Origin of the sequence: Acrocarpospora phusangensis (assembly GCF_016862995.1) — a bacterium.
Classification (GTDB): domain Bacteria; phylum Actinomycetota; class Actinomycetes; order Streptosporangiales; family Streptosporangiaceae; genus Acrocarpospora; species Acrocarpospora phusangensis.
The window spans coordinates 60,009-76,240 of the sequence record NZ_BOOA01000017.1 but is presented as its reverse complement, the minus strand read 5'-3'; the positions used below and the strand labels follow the sequence as shown (position 1 = coordinate 76,240).

General features: G+C 72.5%; 15 protein-coding genes and 1 pseudogene. 8 read left to right on the top strand and 8 right to left on the bottom strand.

Annotated features, from left to right (window positions below):
• Positions 1-112: 112 nt before the first annotated feature.
• Together Aph01nite_RS12880 and Aph01nite_RS12875 are read left to right on the top strand one after the other, a co-directional pair.
• Positions 113-730, top strand: coding sequence for a GNAT family N-acetyltransferase (locus Aph01nite_RS12880; RefSeq protein WP_204041070.1), 618 nt, complete (start codon positions 113-115; stop codon positions 728-730).
• Positions 731-792: 62 nt separating this feature from the next.
• Positions 793-1,470 carry a copper homeostasis protein CutC gene (locus Aph01nite_RS12875; RefSeq protein ID WP_204041069.1) on the top strand — a complete coding sequence of 226 codons (678 nt, stop codon included), beginning with the start codon at positions 793-795 and terminating at the stop codon, positions 1,468-1,470.
• Here Aph01nite_RS12875 and Aph01nite_RS12870 read toward each other — a convergent pair.
• The 5 genes from Aph01nite_RS12870 to Aph01nite_RS12850 form a co-directional block, all read right to left on the bottom strand.
• Positions 1,456-2,607 (bottom strand): DUF6986 family protein, encoded by a 1,152-nt coding sequence (locus Aph01nite_RS12870; RefSeq protein WP_204041068.1) that lies wholly within the window; start codon positions 2,605-2,607, stop codon positions 1,456-1,458. The genes Aph01nite_RS12875 and Aph01nite_RS12870 overlap by 15 nt on opposite strands.
• Positions 2,608-2,631: 24 nt before the next feature.
• Positions 2,632-3,774, bottom strand: a complete 1,143-nt coding sequence (locus Aph01nite_RS12865; protein WP_204041067.1) for a helix-turn-helix transcriptional regulator — start codon at positions 3,772-3,774, stop codon at positions 2,632-2,634.
• Positions 3,774-4,199, bottom strand: coding sequence for a hypothetical protein (locus Aph01nite_RS12860; RefSeq protein ID WP_204041066.1), 426 nt, complete (start codon positions 4,197-4,199; stop codon positions 3,774-3,776). The genes Aph01nite_RS12865 and Aph01nite_RS12860 overlap by 1 nt, the downstream gene beginning before the upstream one ends.
• Before the next feature lie 67 nt (positions 4,200-4,266).
• Positions 4,267-8,208 carry an nSTAND1 domain-containing NTPase gene (locus Aph01nite_RS12855; protein ID WP_204041065.1) on the bottom strand — a complete coding sequence of 1,314 codons (3,942 nt, stop codon included), beginning with the start codon at positions 8,206-8,208 and terminating at the stop codon, positions 4,267-4,269.
• Entirely contained in the window at positions 8,205-9,545 is a 1,341-nt protein-coding gene (locus Aph01nite_RS12850) for an FAD-dependent oxidoreductase (RefSeq protein ID WP_204041064.1), read from the bottom strand. The genes Aph01nite_RS12855 and Aph01nite_RS12850 overlap by 4 nt, the downstream gene beginning before the upstream one ends.
• Positions 9,546-9,680: 135 nt before the next feature.
• On the opposite strand from Aph01nite_RS12850, the gene Aph01nite_RS12845 reads away from it, so the two are divergent.
• The 3 genes from Aph01nite_RS12845 to Aph01nite_RS12835 all read left to right on the top strand — a co-directional run bounded on the left by Aph01nite_RS12845 (position 9,681) and on the right by Aph01nite_RS12835 (position 12,899).
• Positions 9,681-10,193 carry a hypothetical protein gene (locus tag Aph01nite_RS12845; protein WP_239161630.1) on the top strand — a complete coding sequence of 171 codons (513 nt, stop codon included), beginning with the start codon at positions 9,681-9,683 and terminating at the stop codon, positions 10,191-10,193.
• A 194-nt stretch (positions 10,194-10,387) separates the two neighbouring features.
• On the top strand, positions 10,388-11,071 hold the full coding sequence (locus tag Aph01nite_RS12840) for a hypothetical protein (protein ID WP_204041063.1): 684 nt from the start codon (positions 10,388-10,390) through the stop codon (positions 11,069-11,071).
• Positions 11,072-11,159: 88 nt separating this feature from the next.
• Positions 11,160-12,899, top strand: coding sequence for a proline--tRNA ligase (locus Aph01nite_RS12835; protein ID WP_204041062.1), 1,740 nt, complete (start codon positions 11,160-11,162; stop codon positions 12,897-12,899).
• Positions 12,900-12,944: 45 nt separating this feature from the next.
• Here Aph01nite_RS12835 and Aph01nite_RS12830 read toward each other — a convergent pair whose 3' ends face one another.
• Genes Aph01nite_RS12830 through Aph01nite_RS12820 form a run of 3 tightly spaced genes read right to left on the bottom strand, consistent with a single transcriptional unit; the run spans position 12,945 to position 14,212 of the window.
• Positions 12,945-13,130, bottom strand: coding sequence for a DUF4236 domain-containing protein (locus tag Aph01nite_RS12830; RefSeq protein ID WP_204041061.1), 186 nt, complete (start codon positions 13,128-13,130; stop codon positions 12,945-12,947).
• Positions 13,131-13,164: 34 nt separating this feature from the next.
• Positions 13,165-13,638: a ferritin-like domain-containing protein gene (locus Aph01nite_RS12825; protein WP_204041060.1), complete on the bottom strand. Its 474-nt coding sequence runs from the start codon at positions 13,636-13,638 to the stop codon at positions 13,165-13,167.
• 7 nt (positions 13,639-13,645) lie between these two features.
• Complete coding sequence (locus Aph01nite_RS12820; RefSeq protein WP_204041059.1) at positions 13,646-14,212, bottom strand: hypothetical protein; 567 nt, start codon at positions 14,210-14,212, stop codon at positions 13,646-13,648.
• A 106-nt stretch (positions 14,213-14,318) separates the two neighbouring features.
• On the opposite strand from Aph01nite_RS12820, the pseudogene rimP reads away from it, so the two are divergent.
• The 3 genes and pseudogenes from rimP to Aph01nite_RS12805 all read left to right on the top strand — a co-directional run.
• A pseudogene (gene rimP / locus Aph01nite_RS12815) lies at positions 14,319-14,813 on the top strand (ribosome maturation factor RimP); the annotation flags it as partial.
• A 107-nt stretch (positions 14,814-14,920) separates the two neighbouring features.
• Complete coding sequence (gene nusA, locus Aph01nite_RS12810) at positions 14,921-15,910, top strand: transcription termination factor NusA (RefSeq protein ID WP_204041057.1); 990 nt, start codon at positions 14,921-14,923, stop codon at positions 15,908-15,910.
• Complete coding sequence (locus tag Aph01nite_RS12805) at positions 15,894-16,181, top strand: YlxR family protein (RefSeq protein ID WP_204041056.1); 288 nt, start codon at positions 15,894-15,896, stop codon at positions 16,179-16,181. The genes nusA and Aph01nite_RS12805 overlap by 17 nt, the downstream gene beginning before the upstream one ends.
• Positions 16,182-16,232: the final 51 nt, after the last annotated feature.

Below are 16,232 nucleotides of genomic sequence, written 5' to 3'. Positions count from 1 at the left end.
CCCTAACGACCTCGTGAACCCCTCTCGCCGCCATCTGGGCTGGAAGCCGTGCGGCGTCGAACCGTGACTCTACGTAATCACAACGACACCCGTAGCAACGAAAGGACCTGTCATGCGCTCTGACACCCTCAATCTCTCTGGAGAACTCACGCTCCGCAGGGCTACCCCGGGCGACCTTTCGGGCGTGCTCGCACTGCTGGCCAGCGCCGCCAGCTGGCTCAACGCGCTCGGCGTGCGGCAGTGGCCGGCGAACGGCTTCCCGGCCGAGCGCATCGAGCCGCTCATCGGCGACGGCGTGCTGTACGTGCTCGACGCCCAGAGCGCCGAGGGAACGGACCTGGCCGGGGTGATGGCGCTGGACGACAATGCCGACGCCGAGTTCTGGATGCCGGGCGACCGTCCGGAGGCCGCGCTGTACGTGCACAAGCTGGCCGTCAACCGGGCCTTCTCCGGAATCGGCGTGGGCGAGGCGTTACTGGACTGGGCGGGGCTGCGCGCCCTGGCCGCCGGCTGCCGCCACGTCCGGCTGGACTGCTCCAAGGACAACGACCGCCTCCAGCGCTACTACCTGGGGCAGCGCTTCCGGCACGTGCGCACCGTGGACCTGCCGCACCGGGCCTCCGGCGCCCTGTTCGAACGCCCGGCGGGGGTGCGCGGCGGCTTCATGCCGGCCCGTCTGCACGATCTGACCGCGTATGTCCCCAAGCAAAAGGCCCTGCTATCACACTGACTCGGGGCTGAACAGGGCGGATGCCGTACGGCCCCGCAAACGGACCCGATAATGTTCGGTCCATGACCGGATCGCTGCTTGAAGTGATCGCGCTGGACGTGCGCGATGCCGTGGCCGCCGAGGAAGGCGGCGCGGACCGCTTGGAGATCGTGGCGGACATGTCCGCGGACGGGCTCACCCCCGCCCCGGAGACGGTCGCCGCGATCTCCAAGGAGTGCACGCTTCCGCAGATGGTCATGCTGCGGTCCAACGCGGGCTTCACGGTCGGCCCCGACGAGCTGGACCGGTTGCGCCGGTCCGCCAAGGAGTTGTCCGAGGCGGGCGCGGCCGGCTTCGTCTTCGGCTTCCTCGACGGCGAGGGGGCCGTGGACCGGGGCGCCACCGAGGCGCTGATCCACGCGGTCGCGCCGCTGCCGTGGACCTTCCACCGCGCGGTGGACCACGCCGCCGACGTGCAGGCGGGGTGGCGGGCGGTCCGGCTGCTGCCCAACCTGGCCACCGTGCTGTCGGCGGGATCGCCGAAGGGCGTGGGCGGCGGGCTGCCGATCCTGCGCACCCGCGCCGAGGCCGGGGACGGCGCCCTGATCATGGCGGGCGGCGGCCTGCGGCGTGAGCACGTGCCGGTGCTGCACGACTACGGCGTCAAGGCCTTCCACGTGGGCGGCGCGGTGCGGGAGTCCTGGGAGTCGCCCGTGCAGCGCGCCCGGGTCGCGGAGTGGCGGCGGCTACTCGACGCCTAGCCCGCCCAGGCAGTGGTCGGCGCGGACCAGCGCCGCGGTCATGGTCTTCACGGTGGCGGGTTCGTCCATCACCCCGCCCTCCTGGCGACGCTCCCGCCAGGCCCGGACGCGGGACCGGTATTCCTCGTAGTGGCGCAGGTGGAAGGCGTAGCTGGTGGCGTAGCGGCTGACCAGGTGGGACGGGTGCATGTCCCAGCCCTGGTAGAAGCCGTGCGTGAGCGAGTGCCGTACCAGCCGGGAGTGGCGCAGCCAGAGGTCGCGCACGTCGTCGCCGTCGTCGGAGGCGGGCGAGGCGGCCAGCGAGCCGTCGGAGAGCTCGACGCCCTCCGGGAGCAGCGTGGTCTGCATGAGATGCCGGGCGTGGTCGCAGGCCGGATGGTCGAGACGCTGCTCGTGCGGGGACAGCCCGCAGGCGGCCGTGTAGTCGAAGACCCCGAAATGCGCGGCCCTGAGCCTGCCGCCGGAGAGCGCGGTGGCCTCGCCGAGGAACAGCAGCGTCTGCGGCGCCTCCACCTGCATCTCAAAACCCAGACTCTGGTACGGCAAGCCCAGCCCTTGCTCTAATTCATCCAGAAATGTCGCGAATTGCCCGAGATATGCGGACATAAGCACTTTTGGGAAGGTGACGGTGAAGCCCGCCGGGAGATGGCCGACATGGCGGATGACGGTGGTGAGGAAACCGTCCAGCGTGCGGGTCGAGCGGGCCGGGTCGCCGTCGGCGAAGGACTTCACCCGCAGGCCCCAGCGGCGGGGGAGGGCTCCCGCCGCGTGCATGGCGGCGATCGCCTCGGCCGCCCGCACGGTGTCGGCGTCCTCATCGGGCCGCACGCCGTAGCCGTCCTCGAAGTCCACGCGCAGGTCCTCGATCGGCTCGGTCGCCAGCTTGGCCGTCACCCTGGGCAGGCCGTCGTGGCCGAACAGGGCGGCGAAGGACTCGGGGGTGGGGAGGTGGCGGGCCAGCAGGTCCGCGGCGGCGCGGCCCCAGTCGGCCGGGGTCGCCGGGGTCAGCCGGTCGGCCGGCACGTAGACGGTGTGCACGGGCTGCCAGGAGAGGTTCGGCGCCGGGTAGCGGGCTTGCTGTTCTCCGTGGGTCTCGGCGAATCCCGCGATCTCCACCGGGCCCAGGGTGGTGTCCATCCGGCGATCCTGGCAGATCGCGGGTCAGCGGGGAAACGCGGAGACCCCGGGCGGCATGTCGGCGCTCAGGCCGTTCAGGAGGTTCAGGACGCCGGCCAGGTGGGTGCGGTCGTTGACGCCGACCTTGGCGTACAGGCGGTGCAGGTGGTTGCCGACCGTACGGTGGGACAGGCCGAGCCAGTCGGCGATCTCGCGGTTGGTCAGGCCCCAGGAGGCGAGCTGCCCGACCTGCTGCTCGCGGCCGGTCACGGGGGTGTCGCCGGGGGCGAGGCGGTGGATGTGGTGGCGGGCGCGGAGCGGGCCCACCCATTCGCGGATCACGGCCTGGTACATGGGGTGCGCGAGCCGTACGAGCAGGGCGCCGCCGCGCGGGCGGGTGGTGATGAGGCCGCGGCGTTCGACCCGGTGGACCGCGTCGGGGTGATCCCCGGCGAGCAGGATCCCGGCATCGACCGACTCGTGCACGGCGACGAGCTCGAGCACGTCGCGCTCCTCCTCGTCCAGGTCGCCGATCTCGGCGCTGACCAGCTCGCGCAGGCTCAGGCTGAGCGGCAGCCCGCCGCGCGAGCACCAGACCCCGTCCACCAGGGCCAGCGCCCCCGCGGCCACGGCGGCGCTGACGAGCTCGCGCAGGAAACGCAGGTTTCCGGCGGCGGCGCGCCAGAACGTGCGCACGGTCTCGCCGTCCACCCGGTCGCCGAGCGCGGCCGTGAGCAGGCGGCCGGCGTGCTCCTGGCGGAGGGGCGACAGCTCCAGGCGGGGCAGGCCGAGCGCGCGCAGCGGCGCGGGCAGATCGGCGCCCGATCGGGTCACCGCGATGACCGTGGCCCGCTCGGACCGCTCGCGGGTCGCCAGGTGGTGCAGGAGCGCGGCCGAGGTCTCGTCCAGCAGGTGCGCGTCGTCGGCGATCAGCAGCGGGCGCGGGCCGAGCCGCTCGGCCGCCCAGGCGAACAGGTTCGCGGCGGGCGGGCCGGCGGGCAGCAGATGGGCGAAGGCCCCCAGCGGCACGGCGGAACCCGTGCCGCTCAGGCGCAGGCCGTGCAGGCAGGCCGCGAGGGCGCTCTTGCCGACCCCGGGCGGGCCGGTGAGCAGCGCCCCGCCCGTCCGCGCGGCGGCTCCCAGAGCGGCGCGCTCCTCGTCACGGCCGACGAAAGGCCACCTGATCATCAGCCCACCACGGTCTTCCAGGCGCCGCAGCCGGGCCGGCTGGCCGTCTGCACCTTGTCGCAGACCCGCACCTTGACCGACCGGGGGGAGTTGAACTCCACGGTCACGTGCGTGCTGCCCGGCGCGTGGACGCGGGACTCGCCCGGGTGGAAGGCGACCCAGCTCTCGCGCGGGCTCCAGGAGATGTACAGGTACGCGCTGGAGCCCTCGCCGTGGCGGTCCCTGAGCGTGCCGTCCAGGACGCGGCGCGAGCCCTGCCTGGTCAGCGTGTAGGTGAAGGTGTCGCGCTTGGGCGCGCTTCCGGAGGGAACGGCGACCCAGGCGGAGTGGACGGTGACCGCGCGCCGGGCCTGCGCGGCGGCCGCCGGCGGCGCGAGGGCCGCGATCATCAGCAGGCCGAGGGCTGTACCGAGAATCGTTCGCATGGCTCCAGTGCAGCCGCACCGGCTCGCGGATCGCTCACCGATCGCTTGTGAAGCGCTTGCCCCCAGGTCAGCCGCACTGCCGCTGGTACGGATACCCGCGCAGGAACACATCCCACTCCGCCGGGCTGAGATCGCGCCCGGCCACCGCGCACACCCGCCGCCGGGCGGACTCCAGGCCGAGGTCCCAGCGGTGCACGGACCGGTCGCTGGACACGCTCACCAGCGCGCCGTCCCGGAAGGTGAGGAACCTCGACGTGTTGTCGTACGGCCCCGGCGTTGTGCCGATGAGGAGCCCGGTGGCCTGCTCGTGCAGCGCGATCCGGCCGTCCTCCTGGCTGCTGGCCACGAACCGTCCGTCGGGGGAGAGCGCGACGCTCCGGTACGCCCCCGGCCGGGTCCGCGCCAGCACCCGGCGCGACGCCCACGTCCCCGGCTCCCACAGCGACAGCTGCCCGTCGTCGGCGCCGAACGCGACCAGCCCGTCCCGGCCGAAGCCGATCGCCGTGACCTCGGCGTCGCCGCGCGCCACCGCCAGCGGCGGCCGGACCGGCTTCCCGCCCGCGTCCAGCACGGCCACCGTCCCGTTCACCATCCCGACCAGCAGATTCGCGCCGTCCGGCGTGTACGCGAGGACCGACGCCTTGGCCGGCAACCCGGCCGTGGCCAGCGTCGCGCCCGACCCGGTGTCGACGATCTCGACCACCGGCCGGTCGGCGATCGTGTCGTGCGGCGCGGTGGTGATCGCCAACCGGCCGCCGTCGGAGGAGAGCGCCGCCAGCGGATTGAAGATCCTGCGCCTGACCCCTCCGATCACCTCCACGCCGTCCACGGTGGCCACCGCGATCTTCCCCCCGCCCGCCCCCGCCACGACGCCGCCCTCCCCCTCGAAGGGGGCCACCGCGCGCTCGGCCGACCCCGGCGTGAGGCCGACCTGCCAGACCTGCCCGTCCCTGGCGTAGAGCGCGTCGGGATTCCAGGCCGTACGGAACTCGTCGAGGCGGTCGCCGGAGCCGAGCCGTACGGGGGCGCCGAAGCCGCGTTCGCCGGTCAGGTCCCAGGTGAGGACGACGCCGTCCAGGGCCACGCTGACCAGGGTGCGGCCGTCCTCGGCGACCTCCGCGCCGGCCACCCGTCCGGCGGCGGGGAAGTCGCGCAGGAGCTGGCGGGTGGCCGCGTCCCAGACGCGTACCCGGCCCTGGCCGTCGCCGGAGATCACCTCGTCCGCCCCGGCCGACCAGGAGGCCCAGGTGATGTCCGTGTCGTACGTGATCGGGCCCTCCGGCCGGCCGCCGGCCACGTCCCACAGGACGATCTGGTCGATCGCGGTGGTCAGCAGAGCGGTGCCGTCGCGGTTGAGGGACAGGGTCTCGGCGGAGGTGGCCGGCAGGTCGCCGAGCAGCCGGCCGCGCAGGTCGAGCACGCGGATCCGGCCGGACACCGTGGTCACGGCCAGGTGGGCGAGGTCGCCGCTGACGACCAGGCCGCTGTTGGTCTCCGAGTTGGGCAGCACCCGCTCCGCGCCGTCCGCCCAGATCTCCACGTGCTCCCCGACCACGGCGGCGATCGCGTCGCCGGCGACGAACAGGGCCGTGTCGGGGACCTGGCCGGCGCGGGAGGTCAGGTCGCGGGGGGTGGCCGTGGCGACGTCCCAGATCCTGACCGGGGTGCTGGGCTGGTTCATGGTGATCAGGCGGCGGCCCTCGCGGTCCAGGGAGACGCGGCGGATCATGGTGGGGCCGGCGTCGATGGGCGGGCCGACGGGGGCCAGCGTGGCGATGTCGTACACCTGGATCCGGCCGAGCTGGGAGGAGACGGCCAGGCGGCGGCCGTCGCCGCTGAGCGTGGTCGCGCCGACCAGTTCGGGTAAGGGCGGCGTGCCGCGCAGCAGGCGCGGGCCGGCGAGCAGCAGGGCCAGCAGATTGCGCTGGGCCAGCGGGGACGGGTACATGCGCACGGCCTGCGCGGCCAGCAGCCCGCCCCTGGCCGGGTCGGGGTCGCTGACGGCCTGGGCGCTGAGCCGCTCCGCGTCGGCGATCAGCCGGGCCTCGTCCGAGCCGGTCTTCTGGGTCCAGCCCATGGCGGCGATGATCAGCACGGCCACCAGGGAGACCGCCATCGCGCGCAGCCGCCGGGTGGACCTGGTCCGCGACTCCCGCTCCGCCTCGGCCGCCGAGGTGTCCAGGAATTCGCGCTCGACGCCGGTGAGCAGGTCGCGGTGGGCGGCGGCCCAGTCGAGCGCGCCGGAGAGCCGCGCGCCCCGGTAGAGCTCGGCGGGGTCGCGCCCGCGCTCGGCCCAGTCCGCGGCGGCCGGGGCCAGGTGGCGGCGGAGCGCGCGGCCGTCCGCGTCGGACTCCAGCCAGCCGCGCAGCCGCGGCCATTCGGTCAGCAGCGCCTCGTGGGCGACCTCCACGGCGTCCTGGTCGGTGATCAGCAGCCGCCGGTCCAGCAGCAGCGCCAGCACCCGGCGCGCCTCCGGATCGGCCAGCTCGCCGACGGGCAGCCGCCGCCGGACGAACCGGTCGCCGCCCTCGGCCAGGCGCAGGAAGACCGACCGGGCGACCAGCCGCTCCGCCTCGGTCAGCGACGCGTACGCCCGCTCGGCCATCCGCTCGATGGCCCCGCGCACCCCGCCCGAGCGCTGGTAGGCGGCCAGGGTGAGGCGGCGGCCCTCGCGGTGCTCCCACAGGTCCAGCAGCGCGGTGGACAGCAGCGGCAGCGCCCCCGGCTGGTCCCGCACGTCGGCCAGCAGGGCGCCGACCAGGCCGTCCTCCAGGGTGAGGCCCACCTGCGCGGCGGGCGACTCGATGGCCTCGGCCAGTTCCGCCTCGCTCATCGGGCCGACCAGCACCTGCGCGTCCACGACCAGCCTGGCCAGCTCGTCGTGCTCGGCGCAGCCGCCGTAGTAGTCGGCCCGCAGGGTGAGCACGACCTTGTGCGGGCAGGAGACCAGCGTGTCCAGGAACGCCCGCCGCCGCTCGGCCGTGAGGACGGTGAAGACCTCCTCGAACTGGTCCACGAAGACGACCGCCCGCTCCCGCGCCTCCGCCAGCGATTTGGCCAGGTCGGCGGTGGTCGCGGGGGTCAGCACGATCTGCTGCCAGCCGCGCGACCCCGGCAGCGCCTCCTCCGCCAGCCGCGGCAGCAGCCCCGCCCGTACGGCCGAGGACTTGCCGCTGCCCGACGGGCCGACCACGGCCACCAGCGGCGCCCGCGACAGATGCGCGACCAGTTTGGCGACCAGTCTGCTGCGGCCGTGGAAGTAGCGCGCGTCGTCCTTCTCGAACCGCGCCAGCCCCTTGTACGGGCAGGTGTCCCCCTGAACCAGGCGCGAGTCGTGGGCGAGCACGTCCCGCTGGATCTCCGCCAGCTCGGGACCCGGCTCCAGGCCCTCCTCGCGCAGCGCCTCCCTGGCCCGCTGGAAGGCCCGCGCCGCCTCGGCCACCCGCCCCGAGCGGTAGAGCGCCCGCATCAGCTGCCCCCACAGGCGCTCCCTGGTCGGATGCCGGAGCAGCAGCTCCTCCAGGTCCGCGACCAGCTCGGGACCCTCCCCGGCGGCCAGCCGCGCCTCGTTGCGGCGCTCCACCGCCTCCCCGTGCAGCGCCGCGAGCCGCGCCCGCTCCGCGGCCAGGAACCCGAAGTCCGGGTACGGCTCGCCCCGCCACAACTCCAGCGCCTCGGCCAGCAGCGGAGCCGGGTCGTCGGCCGTCCTGGCGCGCACCACCAGGGCCGCGAACCTGACCGCGTCCACCTCGGCGGCCAGCGCGTACCCGTGCGGAACGGTCAGCACCGCCTCGCCGGGCAGCGCGCGCCGCAGGCGGGACACCGACGACTGCAGGTTGCCCTTGGAGGCGAAGTCGAGCCGGCGCAGGATCGTCTCGGTACGCACCGGGCGGCCCGCCTCCGCCGCCAGCAGGGCCAAAACCTCGCGCGGACGCCCGTCCAGGGGCACCGGAGCTCCGCCCGACAGGACCTCGAACGGGCCCAGCACGCGGATCTCCAGCCCGGTCACCCCTGGCCGATCCGCCCGAGCGCGTCGAGCATGGCGGCGCGGCCGACCAGCTTCACCTTCTCCCCGCGGTCCAGCGTCCTGGCCAGCTTCTCCTCGGCCGCCTCGATGGCCAGCCAGTCCGTGTACGTCACGGGGGTCACGCCCCGGGCGGCCAGCAACTCGTCCAGCGCGGGCCGATCCGGCCGGGCCACCACCTCGGCCAGCAGGGTGCGCACGGTCTCGGCGGCGTCGGACTTGTTGGTGCCGATCACGCCGGTCGGGCCGCGCTTGAGCCAGCCCGCCACGTACTCCCGGTCGCGGATCCGGCCGGCCTCGTTGGGCACGGTCATGGTCTGCTCGGAGAACGGCACGCCGGGGAGCGGGACGCTGCGGTAGCCGACCGAGCGCAGCACCATGTCGGCGGGGATCGTCTCGAACTCGCCGGTGCCGACCACGCGGCCGTCCTCCAGGCGGGTGCGCTCCAGGCGGATGCCCTCGACGCGGGAGACGCCGAGGATCTCCACCGGGCGCAGCCAGAACCGGACCTCCAGGCGGCGGGGACGGTCCTGCGGGGCGCGGGCGGCCCAGGACTGGAGCACGTCCACGTTGCCGCGGATCTGGCGGGACAGCGAGGTCAGATCCTCGACCGCCACCTCGGCCGGGAAGGTCAGGATGTCGGCGTTGAGCAGCTCGCCGAGTTCGCGGAGCTCCTTGAGGGTGAACTTGGCGTGCGCCGCGCCGCGGCGGCCGATCATGTGGATGCGCTTCACCCGGGACTCGGCCAGCGCGGTCAGCACCTGCTCGGGCACGTCCGTGGCGCGCAGCTCGTCGGCGTGCTTGGCCAGGATCCTGACCACGTCCACGGCGACGTTGCCGACCCCGACGACGGCCACCTCCTCCACGTCCAGCGTGAACTCGGGGGCGTCGGGATGGCCGCAGTACCAGTTCACGAAGTCGGTGGCGGCCACGCTGCCCGGCAGGTCCTCGCCGGGGATGCCCATCGTCCGGTCGACCATCGCGCCCGTGCAGTAGACCACCGCGTCGTAGCAGGTGAGCAGGTCCGCCACGGACAGGTCCGCGCCCAGCTCCACGCCGCCGAGGAAGCGCACGCCGGGGGTCTCCAGGACGCGTCTGAGGTAGTGGGCGATGGACTTGATGGAGGTGTGGTCGGGGGCGACGCCGTACCGGACCAGGCCGTACGGGGTCGGCAGGCGTTCCAGCACGTCCACTTCGACCGGCCCGGCGGACTGTTTGGTCAACGCCTCCGCGGTGTAGATCCCGGCGGGTCCTGAGCCCACGATCGCCACACGCAACGTCACTAGAGCCTCCAAGAACGGATGCTTAGATTCTTCACCCATCCGATGTCGCGGGGCCAGAGGCGTCTCGCGGCGGCGCGCCGATCTTTTCCGCCCGGCGGACTTGCCGTTCCGTGGCCGAGTACGGAGGGAATTGGGGGTTGCGTGGGGTACCGCGCGCGATCACAGTAGTCTCCCGTGAGCTCTGGGGCGAAGAGGCGGCGGCAACCCTCCCGAAACCCGCGCGGCGGCGCCGCCGAGGGGCCCGGAGACGTCTCCAGGCCCGGCGTCGTCCCGCGCCCTTCGGACGTTGACAACGAGGAGAGCGACGCCCTGCGGTACGAGGCGTTCGGCCGGGTGATGGCCGCGCTGGCCGCCGAGGCCGACGCCGTGGAGTCCTGCCGCGACCTCAGCTGGTGGCTCGGCGCCGACGACGCCTGGAACATCGAGTGGCGCGACGGCCCGTACGCCCACGAGCTGGCCGCGCTCCTGGTGACCCGGCTCACCGAGTCCGGGCTCGACGACCTGTCCCACTACCCGGGCCACCACACCCTGGAGGTCCTGGGCGTCTCCGTCGTCCTGCACGCCGTGGACCCGCTCGGCCTGCACCGGTCCGCCGCCCGCCCCGGCCTCTGGCGCCTCTCCCAGGCCCTCGATCCCCTCCACCACACCTCCGCCCGCCGCCCCTGGGAAGAGCTCCTCGGCGGCTGACCTCGGCATGTGACATATCGCCCTTTTTGCGATGTTTGCACCGAGTTGGAATGGCTTCGACCAGTTCGTTGTTAAAAGTAGGAAGTGCGGAGTGGTGGCCTCCTCTCGGGTCGATACGACAGTGTCGCTATTTGTAGCCAAATGGTGACCGAATACAATCGACCTGCCACGCGTGTATCGATCGGGGGATAGGAGTGGCCTGGGCTTTCGGCAAGATGAACCGCGACCGCGGGACCGGTGAATTCGGTCCCGATCAGGAGTACCTGGCCCTGGACCGGCGGGAGCGGCGGATTCAGTGGTACATGCTGGCGTCGCTGTTCATGGGCGCCTTCCTCGGCGGGATCGGCGGCGGCGTCGCGGACGCGGTGCCCGGCTGGGTGCTGTCGATCTACGATCCGTACATCTTCATGGCGCTGGCCGTGATCGTCGGCTGGCACGCCGCGAGCATCGGATGGTCGCTGGTGAACGGCACGCTGGCCGCGTTCGGAAGCCTGGTCGGCCAGCTCATCTCCAGCGTGGCCGTCCACGGGATCTCGCCCTTCGAAGGGCTCGCCGGGGGAGCCTCGGGGCTCAACATCCTGGTCGTCGCCCTGGTCGCGCTCGGGCCGCTGTCCTATCTGGGCAGGCGGCAGGACCGGTGGGGCGTCCTCGCCACCGGCATGACCGCCGGGGTCATCCTCGGTGAGGCCGCCGAGGAGATCGTGCAGCTCGTGGAGGGCCAGCCGTACCAGGGCTGGCAGGCCGCGGTGAGCACGGCGGCGCTGCTCGCGCTCACCGTCGTGGCCGTCTTCCGCCGCCAGGCGCTGCACCGCCTCTGGGCGCTCACGGTCGCGGTCACCTACTCCGGCTCGTACGGCGCGCTCGTCCTCGCGCTCTAATCTCGCGCGACAATCGATAACCTGTACGTCATCCTGTACGTCATCGAACGCGACGATCCCGATGATCACGACGAGCCGAGGAGTAGCCGTGCTACTGCGTATGTCGACCCTGTTCCTGCGCACCCTGCGTGAGGACCCGGCGGACGCGGAAGTGCCGAGCCACAAGCTGCTCGTGCGCGCCGGCTACGTCCGCAGGGTGGCCCCCGGGATCTACTCCTGGCTGCCCCTCGGCAAGATCGTGCTGGAGAACGTGGCCAGGATCGTGCGCGAGGAGATGAACCGGATGGGCGCCCAGGAGGTGCTCTTCCCGGCGCTGCTGCCCCGCGACTACTACCAGGCCACCGGCCGCTGGACCGAGTACGGCGACACCCTGTTCCGCCTCAAGGACCGCAAGGGCGCCGACTACCTGCTCGGCCCCACCCACGAGGAGATGTTCACCGACATGGTCAAGGGGGAGTACTCCTCCTACAAGGACTATCCGGTCACGCTCTACCAGATCCAGACCAAGTACCGCGATGAGGCGCGTCCCCGGGCGGGCATCCTGCGCGGGCGCGAGTTCGTGATGAAGGACTCCTACTCCTTCGACCTCGACGACGACGGCCTCAAGCGCTCCTACGAGCAGCACCGCGAGGCGTACATCAGGACGTTCGAGCGGCTCGGCATCGACGTCAAGATCTGCTTCGCCACCTCGGGCGCGATGGGCGGCTCGGCCTCCGAGGAGTTCCTGGCCCCCAGCGCCACCGGCGAGGACACCTTCGTGGCCTGCCACAACTGCGGCTACGCGGCCAACGCCGAGGCGGTCACCACGCCCGCGCCCGCCGTGGCCGCCACCGAGCGGGCCCCGCTCGAAGTGCTCGACACCCCGAACACGCCCACCATCGAGACGCTGGTCAACCACCTCAACGAGGCGCACGGCCTGGGCATCACCGCCGCCGACACGCTCAAGAACGTGGTCGTCAAGGTCGTCACGCCCGGCGGCAAGGAGCCGGAGACCCTGATCATCGGGGTGCCCGGCGACCGCGAGGTGGACTTCAAGCGGCTGGAGGCGTCCGTCGCGCCGGGCGAGCCCGCCATCTTCGAGGCCGAGGACTTCGCCAGGCACCCCGGCCTGGTGCGCGGCTACATCGGCCCGCAGGTGCTCAAGGAACTCGGCATCCGCTACCTGGTCGACCCGCGCGTCGTGGCCGGCACCGAGTGGGTGACCGGCGCCAACGAGCCCGGCAAGCACGCGGTGCACGTGGTCGCCGGGCGCGACTTCGAGCCCGACGGCACGATCGAGGCCGCCGAGATCAGGGCCGGGGACTCCTGCCCGGTCTGCGGCTCAGGCCTGTCCATCGACCGCGGCATCGAGATCGGCCACATCTTCCAGCTCGGCCGCAAGTACGCCGACGCCGCCCAGCTCGACGCCCTCGGCCCCGACGGCAAGCCGATCCGGATCACCATGGGCTCCTACGGCATCGGCGTCTCCCGCGCGGTGGCCGTCCTGGCCGAGCAGCGCCACGACGAGCTCGGCCTGGTCTGGCCGCGCGAGGTGGCCCCCGCCGACGTGCACATCGTCGGCACCGGCAAGGAGAACCAGATCGAGGTGGCCACCCGGCTCGCCGAGGAACTGGAGGCCCAGGGCCTCCGCGTCCTCCTCGACGACCGCCCCGGCGTGTCCCCCGGCGTCAAGTTCAAGGACTCCGAACTCCTCGGCCTGCCCACGGTCCTGATCGTCGGCCGCGGCGTCTCCCAGGGCATCGTCGAACTCCGCGACCGCGCCACCGGCACCAAGTCCGAAATCCCCCTCACCGAAGCCGTCACCCACGTCCTCACCGCCACCCGCTAGACCACTTCTCGCCGGATGACGGCGAGGACTTGGTGATCAGGCGGGTCAGCGGCGGCGTAACGCCTTGCGCCAGGAGAAGCCGCCCGGCAGGTCGACGCTGACCTGCCGGCCGCCGTCGGCGCGTTTGGTGTAGCGCACGCCGCCCTTGCCGACGCTGTGCCCCACGCCGCCACGGGAGAAGTTGATCCGGAACGGCCCGATCTTGATGGTCTTGCGGAATCCGAAGCTCATGACGGTTTCCACTACCCGTGGGACCGTGTCGAAACTACTGGCCGATCGTGGCGGGCGGCACGGGCGTCGGGTCGGTCACGCCCGGAGTCGGACCGCCCTGGGCGGCGGCGGGCATGCCGGGGAAGGCCGGGATCGCGGGACGCCAGCCGTACCCGCGGAGGGCGCATTCCTGCATGGCCTGGGCGGCGAGCTGGCGGAGGCCGGGGTCGGGGTCGGCGGCCAGTTCCAGGTAGGCGGCCAGCACCCCGTCCTCGATCTGGGCGGCCAGCCGGACCGCCTGCGCGGGCGTGGCCACCTCGAAGGGCAGCTGGTAGGTGGGGGCGGGCTCCTCCGGCTTCTCGCCGCGCTGGATGATCAGCGTGCGGAGCTGGTCCCGCCGGGCCCGGTGGGCGTCGAAGCCGGCGTTCGCGCGCAGCCGCAGGTTGCCGGAGGTCCTGGCGCCGATCACGCCGTAGGCGTACACGGCGGCGTATTCGGCGGCGAGCGCCCGGGCCAGTGCCTTACTCACTTCACGCTCACTTCAGCCGCCCGAGCGCGGCGACGTGCAGCGCCTCGCAGGCGCCGATGCTGCTCAGCAGCTGGGACAGGACCGGCGAGGCGGCGGTCAGCTCCCGGGGCCGGCCGGCGGCGGCCTTGCGCTCGGCGTCCCGCAGGAAGGCCACCGACACTCCCGGGGCCGTGCTGGTCACCGGGGCCGGCGAGCCGGGCGGGACGGACGGCGTGTCCTCGGGCAGGTGGCGGCGGAGCGCCGCCAGGTGGGCCAGATGCCGCTGCTGGAAGGGCTGCAGCGCGGGCGCCAGCCGGGCGTCCGACAGGGTCGCCTGCTGGTAGAGGGAGACCATCTGCTCCTTGGCCGCGATCACCCCGGTGAGCAGCGCCACCTGCGGGTCGGGCGGCTCGGCGGCGGGCGCCTCCGTGGCGGGCGTGGCCGCGCAGCCCACGAGCGCCAGCCCGGCGGAGACGCCGAGCAGGGCCCGCCGGGAAATCACCGCGGTGGCCACCGCCGGAATCTCCGCGAAAACGCCCGCGGAAATCGCCTCGGGAACCACCGGCGCCCCATCGGCGCCGCTCCTACCCCTCACGAAGTCTCATCGTACGGCTCGGACGGCAGTGCTGCTCTTTCCGTGCCCTTGTGTCGATAGGCTGTGGGCACGTTGGGCGAGGTACGCCCGTGAATGGGAGGTCGGCATGGGCAGCGACGCTCGACGCGACCGCCTTGTGGAGCTTCTCAGCCCGGTGGTCGCCGCCGAGGGGCTCGATCTGGAGGACGTGACGATCACCCCGGCGGGCAAGCGCAGGCTCGTCCGCGTGGTGGTGGACCGCGACGGGGGCATCAGTCTCGACGACGTCTCCGAGGTGAGCCGGTCGGTCTCCGACGAGCTTGACGGCACAGACCTGCTGGGCGGCAGTCCGTACGTGCTGGAGGTCACTTCGCCCGGGGTGGACCGCCCGCTCACCCAGCCCCGCCACTGGCGGCGCGCGCGGGGGCGGCTGGTCAAGGCCGAGCTGCGGGACGGGGCCGTGGCGGAGGGCCGGATCGTCCTGGTGGACGACGACGGCGTGGAGATCGAGGGCGCGGGGCGGTTCGGGTACGGGGACCTGCTCAAGGGCAGGGTTCAGGTGGAGTTCCGTCGGCTGGACGACGAGGATGAAACCGACGTGGAAGACATTGAAGATGCAGACCACATCGACGACGAAGACGACGAAATCGACGACGAGGACGACCTCGGAGCCGACCATGCCATCGCACGCCGCGATGAGGGCTAAGGGGGAGCCTTGTGGACATTGACATGAGCGTCCTGCGCAGCCTGGAGCGGGAGAAGGACATCTCGTTCGACCTCGTCGTCAAGGCGATCGAGGACGCGCTGCTGATCGCCTACTTCCGGACCGAGGGCGCCGCGCAGAAGGCCCGCGCCGAGCTCGACCGGACCTCGGGCCACGTCTCGATCCTGGCGGCCGAGCTGGACGAGGAGGGCACGGTCGTCCGGGAGTACGACGACACCCCGGGCAACTTCAGCCGCATCGCCGCCACCACCGCCAAGCAGGTCATCCTGCAGCAGCTGCGGGACGCCGAGGACGAGATCAACTTCGGCGAGTTCGCCAGCCGCGAGGGCGAGCTGGTGGCCGGGATCATCCAGCAGGGCAAGGACCCCAGGGTCGTCCTGGTGGACCTGGGCAAGATCGAGGCCATCCTGCCCCACAACGAGCAGGTGCCCGGCGAGGAGTACGTGCACGGCGAGCGCATCCGCTGCTTCGTGGTGCAGGTCAAGAAGGGCAACAAGGGACCCTCGGTCACGCTCAGCCGTACGCACCCGAACCTGGTGAAGAAGCTGTTCGCGCTGGAGGTCCCGGAGATCGCCGACGGCTCGGTGGAGATCGCCGCCATCGCCCGGGAGGCCGGGCACCGCACGAAGATCGCGGTGCGCTCCCGGAAGAGCGGGGTCAACGCGAAGGGCGCCTGCATCGGCCCGATGGGCTCGCGGGTGCGCAACGTGATGACCGAGCTGCACGGCGAGAAGATCGACATCATCGACTGGTCCGAGGACCCGGCCGAGTTCGTGGGGAATGCGCTGTCACCCGCGCGTGTTTCCCGCGTTGAGGTCGTGGACGCCGACGGCCGGGTGGCCCGCGTCACCGTGCCCGACTACCAGCTCTCGCTGGCGATCGGCAAGGAGGGCCAGAACGCCCGGCTGGCCGCGCGGCTGACCGGGTGGCGCATCGACATCAGGCCGGACACTCAAGAGGCACCGGCCGATCCCGCTGATGCGTCGGCAAGGTAAGCTGGAATATGGTGGCCAGGCCGCTCCACTGAGAACATGTGTGGGCTGCCGGGTTCGCACGGCCAAGTCCGAGCTACTCCGACTGGTAGTGGTCGAGGGTGTTATTACCCCTGACCTGCAAGGACGGCTTCCGGGCCGGGGCGCGTCACTGCACCCGGCCGTTGGCTGTCTGGAGCTCGCAGAACGTCGCCGGGCGTTCACTCGCGCTTTTCGCGCAGAGGGAACGCTCGATGTCACGCGTCTGCGGAATTACCTGGCGGAACGGTCTTGACGCGAGAAAGCGGCCGGGTGAATGGTTACCAACTGTCATGTAGGACGCCGA

Excerpts from the sequence above, each read along its gene's own strand:
- Aph01nite_RS12865 (WP_204041067.1), bottom strand. The coding sequence starts at position 3,774 with ATGATCAGGTGGCCTTTCGTCGGCCGTGACGAGGAGCGCGCCGCTCTG.
- Aph01nite_RS12850 (WP_204041064.1), bottom strand. The coding sequence starts at position 9,545 with ATGGGTGAAGAATCTAAGCATCCGTTCTTGGAGGCTCTAGTGACGTTG.
- Aph01nite_RS12860 (WP_204041066.1), bottom strand. The coding sequence starts at position 4,199 with ATGCGAACGATTCTCGGTACAGCCCTCGGCCTGCTGATGATCGCGGCC.
- Aph01nite_RS12875 (WP_204041069.1), top strand. The coding sequence starts at position 793 with ATGACCGGATCGCTGCTTGAAGTGATCGCGCTGGACGTGCGCGATGCC.
- Aph01nite_RS12830 (WP_204041061.1), bottom strand. The coding sequence starts at position 13,130 with ATGAGCTTCGGATTCCGCAAGACCATCAAGATCGGGCCGTTCCGGATC.
- Aph01nite_RS12880 (WP_204041070.1), top strand. The coding sequence starts at position 113 with ATGCGCTCTGACACCCTCAATCTCTCTGGAGAACTCACGCTCCGCAGG.
- nusA (WP_204041057.1), top strand. The coding sequence starts at position 14,921 with ATGAGCGTCCTGCGCAGCCTGGAGCGGGAGAAGGACATCTCGTTCGAC.
- Aph01nite_RS12870 (WP_204041068.1), bottom strand. The coding sequence starts at position 2,607 with ATGGACACCACCCTGGGCCCGGTGGAGATCGCGGGATTCGCCGAGACC.
- Aph01nite_RS12805 (WP_204041056.1), top strand. The coding sequence starts at position 15,894 with ATGCGTCGGCAAGGTAAGCTGGAATATGGTGGCCAGGCCGCTCCACTG.